Origin of the sequence: Thiocystis minor (assembly GCF_016653465.1) — a bacterium.
GTDB classification, from domain to species: Bacteria; Pseudomonadota; Gammaproteobacteria; order Chromatiales; family Chromatiaceae; genus Chromatium; species Chromatium minus.
The window spans coordinates 1-6,781 of the sequence record NZ_NHSQ01000055.1; the positions used below are offsets into that span (position 1 = coordinate 1).

The window sequence follows — 6,781 nt, forward strand, 5'->3', positions numbered from 1 at the left end:
GCGTTTGCCCGTTGGCGCCGGCGTCCAGCGCTGGGTGATCGCTTCCTGATCGAACCAGAAGGTGATGTCCCCGCGGGCCACCAGTGCCCGGTCATACTCCGACCAGTTGGTGACGCGGTATTTCGCTGTCTTGGGAGAGACGTCTACGCCACTGTCGGGAACGGTCGATGACATGTCTGGGGATGCTCTTCGCTGAAACCACCGCTAGATTAGACGCTTTCGGCAGGTTTATGCACCAACGCCTCTCTAAATGGTCAATTTTCGGTCGGCATAAACACGGCGGCGGCGTGGACGCTCTTTGAGCACGTCGCGGCAGGCATCCCAGCGATCGTCTCGCCGGCGTTGCACATCGAGGATCCAGCGATCGACCGCTTGACGAACGATCACCAGCCGCCGCCACGGGGTCAACCGACGGGGCCGGTCCAGCGGGTCGAAACCGCCCGTGGTGTGACGCTGGGCGCGTCGCTCAATCACCAGTGCATAGAGCCATTTCCCCCGGATCCAGACCTCGCCCAAGCGGCTGTTTTGCGGGGTGCGCAAGGCATCGAGGTCAAGCAGGGTCTTGAGGCGCTTGAACGCCAGCTCGACTTGCCAGCGGCAGCGGTAGAGCGCCAAGACCGTGGGCCATCCAACGTCTGGGGGGCACGGTGGTGAACACCATCACCCAGCCGGCCAGAAACAGCGTGGCCTCGCGCGGGGTTCGTCCCTTGCGCTGGGCGGCTTGTCGGCAACGCCGGCGGGCCGCCTCCGCCGCCTCGGGCGGGAGACGCACGGCGTGCAGCCAACCCGGTCCGCTCGCCTCCGGCGCGCGCAGCCACACTGGGAGACTCACCATGTCGCCGGATTGGGCGCGCAAATGCGCCGCGACATCGAACCGCGTGGCGGTGGGATCGAACGCGTCCGCGTCGAGTGAACGTGCAAATAGGGGCATCGCCGTTGGGTTCAAGCGCACGCTCACCCCGACGTCACGGGCGGACAGGTCGAGAATCACGCGTGGTTGATTGTCGCCCCGGTCCACCAGCACGATGTCGCCGGCCTGCCAGGGAGACCGCTTCAGGCTTTCCCCGCCATCGACCCGGGTGACGTCCACCGCATGCACGGTCATCTGGGTTAAATCCAGTGCCAAATGGACCCGGTCATCCGTTCCTTCGGCACCCGGTCCTTGCCGCGACGAGCCATCGACGATCAGCAACCGTCACGCGGTCAATGGGGTCTCCGTCACGGGTAACATCGTGTGCAGCAACGCCTTCAGCCAGGGTCCGCACGCGCGCAAACGCTGGCGGATCGCGGTCTCGGTGATGCGTTCCTCCAGCAGCGTGAAGCTCCCGGCGGTCGTTCGCAGGGCTTGGTCGAGCCCGCAAGACAGCATCACCACTTGTCGCAATTGCGCCGGCGTCTTGAGTTTGCGCGGGCGCGCGAACGCCTTGAACGCATGCGCCATCGTCGCGTACTCGGGTGGCAGTTCCTTCAGAAAATCTTCAAACGCAAGATCGACGGGCTGGGGTGCGTGGGACATGGCGGCAAAATCGCAACAAGCCGCGGCTTTCCACGGATTTGCAAGGGCTGCCGGCTATGTTGGCGCCTATGGGGTGAATACCCCGGCGCGCTGTAGCCGTTCTTGCTTTCGTTGTCGTTGTCGTTATTCGATTCGACAACGACAATGAGGTAGGAGCCCGCGCCCGCTTTGCCAAGCAACCGGCGCGTCGCTATAGTCCCCGCATTCAAGCGCGAGGATGGAAGACGGGATGCCCGACGATAGAACGCCAGACGCCGAAGCGTCGCTGTGGGACCGCTTCGAGGCGCTGTTCCTCGACCGTTTGCAGGGTTGTCTGGAACGCGACAATTTCACCGAATACAGCAGCCATCGACAGGCCGCCGAGACGCGGATTCTGGCCCGCTCCCGCATCTACCATGGCGAGAAGCTCGATCGGGTGATGATTCATCAGTACACCCTCAAGCCGGGCCGGGGCGGTCTGGTGATTTTCGCCTACCCACGCCTGGAGTACGCGATTCCCTCCTTTCTGCTACACATTGGCGGCATGCCGCCGGCGCGGACGCTGCTCATCCTGGATCTCGCGCCCTGCTCCGCGACGCTGGACATGGCCCCTTTCGGCGCGGTGGCGCAGACGCAGCGGACGGCGCTGGAACTCCCCGACGCCGAGGTCGAGTGGCTGCGTCCGGTCACCTCGCCCCACCTTTTGTACTGCCCGCTCAAGCCGCTGGAACCCGAGCGTTTTCTCCCAGCCTTCGCGGCCGTTGTCGAGACCTGGCGCGCGGCCTATCTCGAACCCGCCGCGCGCGACGAGGACGCGGTATCCATGAAGGCGCGTGGCGACGCGGTGCTGGCGTTGAAAAAGGTGCTCTTCCGCAACGATCCGGCCTTCCCGGTCTTTACCCGCGCCTTCGGGCAGGGGATGTCCAACGTGTTCGCCGAGGCCGCGTTCGGGGGCGATCCGGGGCTGTCGATCGCCGACGCCATCGAGCCGCTGCCCACGCCGGGGAGCTGGGTCAACAAGAAGCTTGGGGTGAGCTGGCACGCAAACGCCCAGGAACGGGTGCACGAGGCGCCGGCCTTCCTGCGGCCGATCATCCGACGCATCATCGAGAAGGAAGCGGTCAAGGAAGGAATTCTCACCGTCACGCTGGAACTCGTCCTGCGCTGCGAAAAGAAATATCGCGGGAACATGGAATTGTAGACGATGTGTCATCCGACTGAAGCGACACCGGAATCGAGCGTCATTTCAACTGTTCCAGACACTGATCGAGCGAGAGCCGCCAATCCGGCATGATCAGTCCGAAGGTCTTCCGGAAACGGCTGTTATCCAGGACCGAATACATGGGTCGCTTGGCCGGGGCCGGATATTCCGAGGTCGGAATGGGGATCAGGTTGGAATCCAGCCCGCTCGATTCCAGGATGGCGCTGGCGAAACCGTACCAGCTTACCTGTCCGGAGCCGGTGAGATTGTAGAGCCCGCCCACCTGCTCCAGATCCAGTTCGCCACGCAGCACCCGATAGAGCACCAGCGCGGTCATTTCGGCCAGCATCCGGCTCCAAGTAGGCGAGCCGATCTGATCGTCGACCACGCGCAGTTCGTCGCGCTCGCGAAACAGGCGCAGCATGGTCAGCAGGAAATTTGCCCCGCGCGCGCCATAGACCCAACTGGTGCGGAAGATCAGCGACTTCGCGCCCGATTCCAACAGGGCGCGCTCGCCGCCGAGTTTGGTCTCGCCATAAACATTCAGCGGATCGGGAACGTCATCCTCGGTGTAGGGACGGTCCAGGGTGCCCGAAAAGACGAAATCGGTCGAATAGTGAATGATCGGGACACCCCGCGCGGCCAGCAGGGCGCCCAGCTCGCCGACCGCGTCGGCATTGATGCGCTGGGCCGTTTCCCGATCGATCTCGGCCTTGTCGACGGCGGTATAGGCAGCGGCGTTGACGACGGCATCGGGCTTGGTATCATGGACCAGATGCGCCAGCGAGGCCGCGTCCATGAGGTCGATGAATGGGCCATGATCGCCCTCGATGGAGGCCGCGATCACCTCGCCGAGCCCGGCAAGCGTCCGGCAGAGTTCCCAGCCGACCTGGCCGTTGGCACCGATCAGCAGAATACGCGGCCGATGTCCGGCCATGGCATGTTGGGTCATGTGTAATCCTCGTAGCCGGGCAGGCGTTCCACCGGGATGTCCTTCAGGAGCGCCGCATCGATGTCTTTGCGCGAGAGTTCCGGGGTTCCGTCCAACGGCCAGTCGATGCCGATGTCCGGGTCATCCCAGCGCACGCTGAATTCGGTTTCCGGGCTGTAATAATCGGTGTTCTTGTAGACGAAGAGCGCGCTGTCGCCGGTCACCAGGAAACCATGGGCGAATCCGGGCGGCACCCAGAACTGGCGTTTGTTCTCGCCCGACAGGGTGACGCCGACCCATTGTCCGAAGGTGGGGGAGCCGCGACGAATATCCACCGCCACGTCGAAGACCTCGCCGGCAAAAACCTGCACCAGCTTGCCCTGCGCCCGCGGATGCTGGACATGCAGACCGCGCAGCACGCCCTTGCGCGAGAAGGATTGATTGTCCTGGACCATCGGGGACGGAATGCCGTACTCGGCATAGCGGTCGGTCCGATAGGTCTCCAGGAAATAGCCCCGCTCGTCACCCCAGACCTTGGGCTCGATGATGAGCGCCCCCGGCAGTGCGGTCTCGATAACCTTCATATCCGACCCCGTTGCAGCAGACCCAGCAGATATTCGCCGTAACCGCTCTTTCTCAACTCCTCGCCCATGGCGCGCAACTGGCCGTCGTCGATCCAGCCGTTAAAATAGGCGATCTCTTCCGGACAGCAGATCTTGAGACCCTGACGTTTCTCGATAGTCTCGATGAACTGACCGGCCTGCATCAGCGATTCGTGGGTGCCGGTATCGAGCCAGGCGGTGCCGCGCCCGATGCGGGTCAGGGAGAGTTCACCGTGGCGGAGATAGCAGTTGTTGAGGTCGGTGATTTCCAGCTCGCCGCGCGGCGAGGACACGAGCGTCGCGGCCAGCTCGCACGCCTTGCCGTCGTAGAAATAGAGACCGGTCACCGCCCAGTTGGATTTGGGGTCGCGCGGCTTCTCTTCCAGATGCACCACTTTACCGTCGGCATCGAATTCGGCCACGCCGTAACGCTGCGGGTCGGAGACGTAGTAACCGAAGACCGTCGCGCCCCGTTCGCGCGCGCTCGCGGCCTTGAGTTGCTCGACCAAACCGTGACCGTAAAAGATGTTGTCCCCCAGGATCAGACAGGATGGCGAGTCGCCGACAAAGTCCTTGCCGATGAGGAATGCCTGCGCCAGACCGCCCGGATCGGGTTGCTCGGCGTAACTTAGTGCCAGCCCCCACTGAGAGCCATCGCCAAGCAGGGATCTGAACATCGGCAGATCCTGCGGAGTGGAGATGATCAGAATCTCGCGAATCCCCGCCAACATCAGCGTGGAGAGCGGATAGTAGATCATCGGCTTGTCGTAGATCGGCAGCAGTTGCTTGCTGATGGTGCGCGTCAGCGGATAGAGTCGGGTTCCCGAGCCGCCGGCCAGGATGATGCCTTTGCGATCAATGCGATTCATATTGTTCATTGTGAAATTTCAAGGTGTCAGATATCAGGTGTCCGACTTCGACTTTGACATAGCGCCAGTTTGAACCACAATTTTTACTGCCAACTGCCAACTGCCAACTGCCAACTGCCAACTGTGCCATCATGCCCCCGCCCCGAGTCGCTCGCCGCGATAACTGCCATCCGTCACTCGACCGCACCAATCCGGATGGTCCAGATACCAGCCGACGGTGCGTCGCATCCCGGACTCGAAGGTCTCGGCGGGCTGCCAGCCAAGTTCGCGCTTGAGCTTGCTGGCGTCGATCGCATAGCGGCGATCATGTCCGGGGCGGTCGGCGACGAAGCGCTTAAGCTGTGTATGGGGACGATGAGACGAATCGGGCAGCAGTTCGTCGAGCAGCGCGCAGAGAGTATCGACCACGTCGAGATTGGTCCGCTCGCTGTTGCCGCCAACGTTATAGACTTCTCCCGGTACACCCGCCTCCAGCACCCGCCAGATGGCCCGGCAGTGATCTAGGACGAACAGCCAGTCGCGGATATTACCGCCGTCCCCGTAGATCGGCAGCGGCTCGCCGCGTTGCGCCTTGAGGATCATCAGCGGGATCAGTTTCTCGGGGAACTGATAGGGACCATAGTTGTTGGAGCAATTGGTCGTGAGCACCGGCAGACCGTAGGTATGGAACCAGGCGCGCACTAGATGATCCGAGGCTGCCTTGCTTGCCGAATAGGGCGAGTTCGGCGCATAGGGCGTGGTCTCGGTGAAAAGCCCGGTCGCGCCCAGCGAGCCGTAAACCTCATCGGTGGAGACATGCAAAAAGCGAAATTCATCCCGAGCGGGGCCGCTGAGATTGGACCAATGGGCGCGAGCGCGGTCGAGCAGATGGAAGGTGCCGAGTACATTGGTGTTGACGAATTCCGCCGGGCCGTCGATCGAGCGATCAACATGACTCTCGGCGGCAAAATTCACCACCGCGTCAACCTCGTACTCTTGAAGCAGCCGGCCGACCAACGCCGCATCGCCGATATCGCCCTGCACGAAGACATGGCGCGGATTGCCTTGCAGGGCCGCCAGGGTGTCCAGGTTGCCGGCATAGGTCAGAAGATCCAGATTGACCACGCGGGCGTCGGTCTCGTCCAGGATGAAATGGACGAAGTTGCCGCCGATGAAACCCGCGCCGCCGGTGACCAGTAGGGTACGCATATCTTCTCCCGATGACCTTCTAAACCGCGCCAGGCGTGACCATCGTCATTCGAAATCGGCCTGGCCAGAACCGATCGATGTCGCCGCTGGCGGCGGTTATCCGGTATGTAAATGTTCGAGCGTTTTCCAACGCTCGATTGTACCTTCGCCAACCCCGTCCAGCCAGATGCGATCCCTGACGACAATCGTTCGCCAGACGGCGCCAAAGCTGACCAATTGATTCAATCCGTGATTCGATGCAAAAATACTTTTGTCGAAAACAGCATACTCGTGACCGGCGAGTGCCAGGCTCGGTATCGAACCCGCGTCGACGCCCGAGGGAATCCCAATGGAAATCGGACCGCGCGAACTCGTCACCCCCTTCAGGCCATCCCATTACACACAACTCCCCGTGTGCGGGTAAAATAGGTTTGAGCATTCACGTTCATTGGGGATCGCATGGGCTGGGCAGAAGACGAATTTCGCGGGATCGCTCTGGGCGACGCGCGCCGCGAT

General features: G+C 62.3%; 8 protein-coding genes. 1 reads left to right on the plus strand and 7 read right to left on the minus strand.

Features of this window, described 5'->3' with window-relative positions; translation table 11 throughout:
• Positions 1–246: 246 nt before the first annotated feature.
• The 3 genes from CCR95_RS06090 to CCR95_RS06100 all read right to left on the minus strand — a co-directional run bounded on the left by CCR95_RS06090 (position 247) and on the right by CCR95_RS06100 (position 1,516).
• The gene (locus tag CCR95_RS06090; protein ID WP_201092779.1) at positions 247–615 is read right to left on the minus strand and encodes a transposase; all 369 of its coding nucleotides are present in this window, start codon (positions 613–615) and stop codon (positions 247–249) included.
• Complete coding sequence (locus CCR95_RS06095) at positions 551–1,105, minus strand: hypothetical protein (protein ID WP_201092780.1); 555 nt, start codon at positions 1,103–1,105, stop codon at positions 551–553. Before CCR95_RS06095 ends, CCR95_RS06090 begins: the two co-directional genes overlap by 65 nt.
• Positions 1,106–1,195: 90 nt before the next feature.
• Positions 1,196–1,516, minus strand: coding sequence for a hypothetical protein (locus tag CCR95_RS06100; RefSeq protein ID WP_201092781.1), 321 nt, complete (start codon positions 1,514–1,516; stop codon positions 1,196–1,198).
• Positions 1,517–1,745: 229 nt separating this feature from the next.
• Here CCR95_RS06100 and CCR95_RS06105 point away from each other — a divergent pair, with 229 nt between their 5' ends.
• Complete coding sequence (locus tag CCR95_RS06105; RefSeq protein ID WP_201092783.1) at positions 1,746–2,696, plus strand: PCP reductase family protein; 951 nt, start codon at positions 1,746–1,748, stop codon at positions 2,694–2,696.
• Between the two features lie 40 nt (positions 2,697–2,736).
• Here the strand turns inward: CCR95_RS06105 and rfbD are convergent, their stop codons facing one another.
• The 4 genes from rfbD to rfbB all read right to left on the minus strand — a co-directional run bounded on the left by rfbD (position 2,737) and on the right by rfbB (position 6,286).
• Positions 2,737–3,648, minus strand: coding sequence for a dTDP-4-dehydrorhamnose reductase (rfbD, locus tag CCR95_RS06110; protein WP_201092785.1), 912 nt, complete (start codon positions 3,646–3,648; stop codon positions 2,737–2,739).
• Positions 3,645–4,211, minus strand: coding sequence for a dTDP-4-dehydrorhamnose 3,5-epimerase (gene rfbC / locus CCR95_RS06115; protein ID WP_201092787.1), 567 nt, complete (start codon positions 4,209–4,211; stop codon positions 3,645–3,647). Before rfbC ends, rfbD begins: the two co-directional genes overlap by 4 nt.
• Positions 4,208–5,089, minus strand: a complete 882-nt coding sequence (gene rfbA, locus CCR95_RS06120; protein ID WP_201092789.1) for a glucose-1-phosphate thymidylyltransferase RfbA — start codon at positions 5,087–5,089, stop codon at positions 4,208–4,210. The genes rfbC and rfbA overlap by 4 nt, the downstream gene beginning before the upstream one ends.
• A gap of 138 nt (positions 5,090–5,227) precedes the next feature.
• Positions 5,228–6,286 carry a dTDP-glucose 4,6-dehydratase gene (rfbB, locus tag CCR95_RS06125; protein WP_201092788.1) on the minus strand — a complete coding sequence of 353 codons (1,059 nt, stop codon included), beginning with the start codon at positions 6,284–6,286 and terminating at the stop codon, positions 5,228–5,230.
• Positions 6,287–6,781: the final 495 nt, after the last annotated feature.

What these genes read in the sequence shown, in the direction of transcription:
- CCR95_RS06095 (WP_201092780.1), bottom strand. Translation starts at nt 1,105, where the DNA reads ATGACCGTGCATGCGGTGGACGTCACCCGGGTCGATGGCGGGGAAAGC.
- CCR95_RS06100 (WP_201092781.1), bottom strand. Translation starts at nt 1,516, where the DNA reads ATGTCCCACGCACCCCAGCCCGTCGATCTTGCGTTTGAAGATTTTCTG.
- CCR95_RS06105 (WP_201092783.1), top strand. Translation starts at nt 1,746, where the DNA reads ATGCCCGACGATAGAACGCCAGACGCCGAAGCGTCGCTGTGGGACCGC.
- rfbD (WP_201092785.1), bottom strand. Translation starts at nt 3,648, where the DNA reads ATGACCCAACATGCCATGGCCGGACATCGGCCGCGTATTCTGCTGATC.
- rfbC (WP_201092787.1), bottom strand. Translation starts at nt 4,211, where the DNA reads ATGAAGGTTATCGAGACCGCACTGCCGGGGGCGCTCATCATCGAGCCC.
- rfbB (WP_201092788.1), bottom strand. Translation starts at nt 6,286, where the DNA reads ATGCGTACCCTACTGGTCACCGGCGGCGCGGGTTTCATCGGCGGCAAC.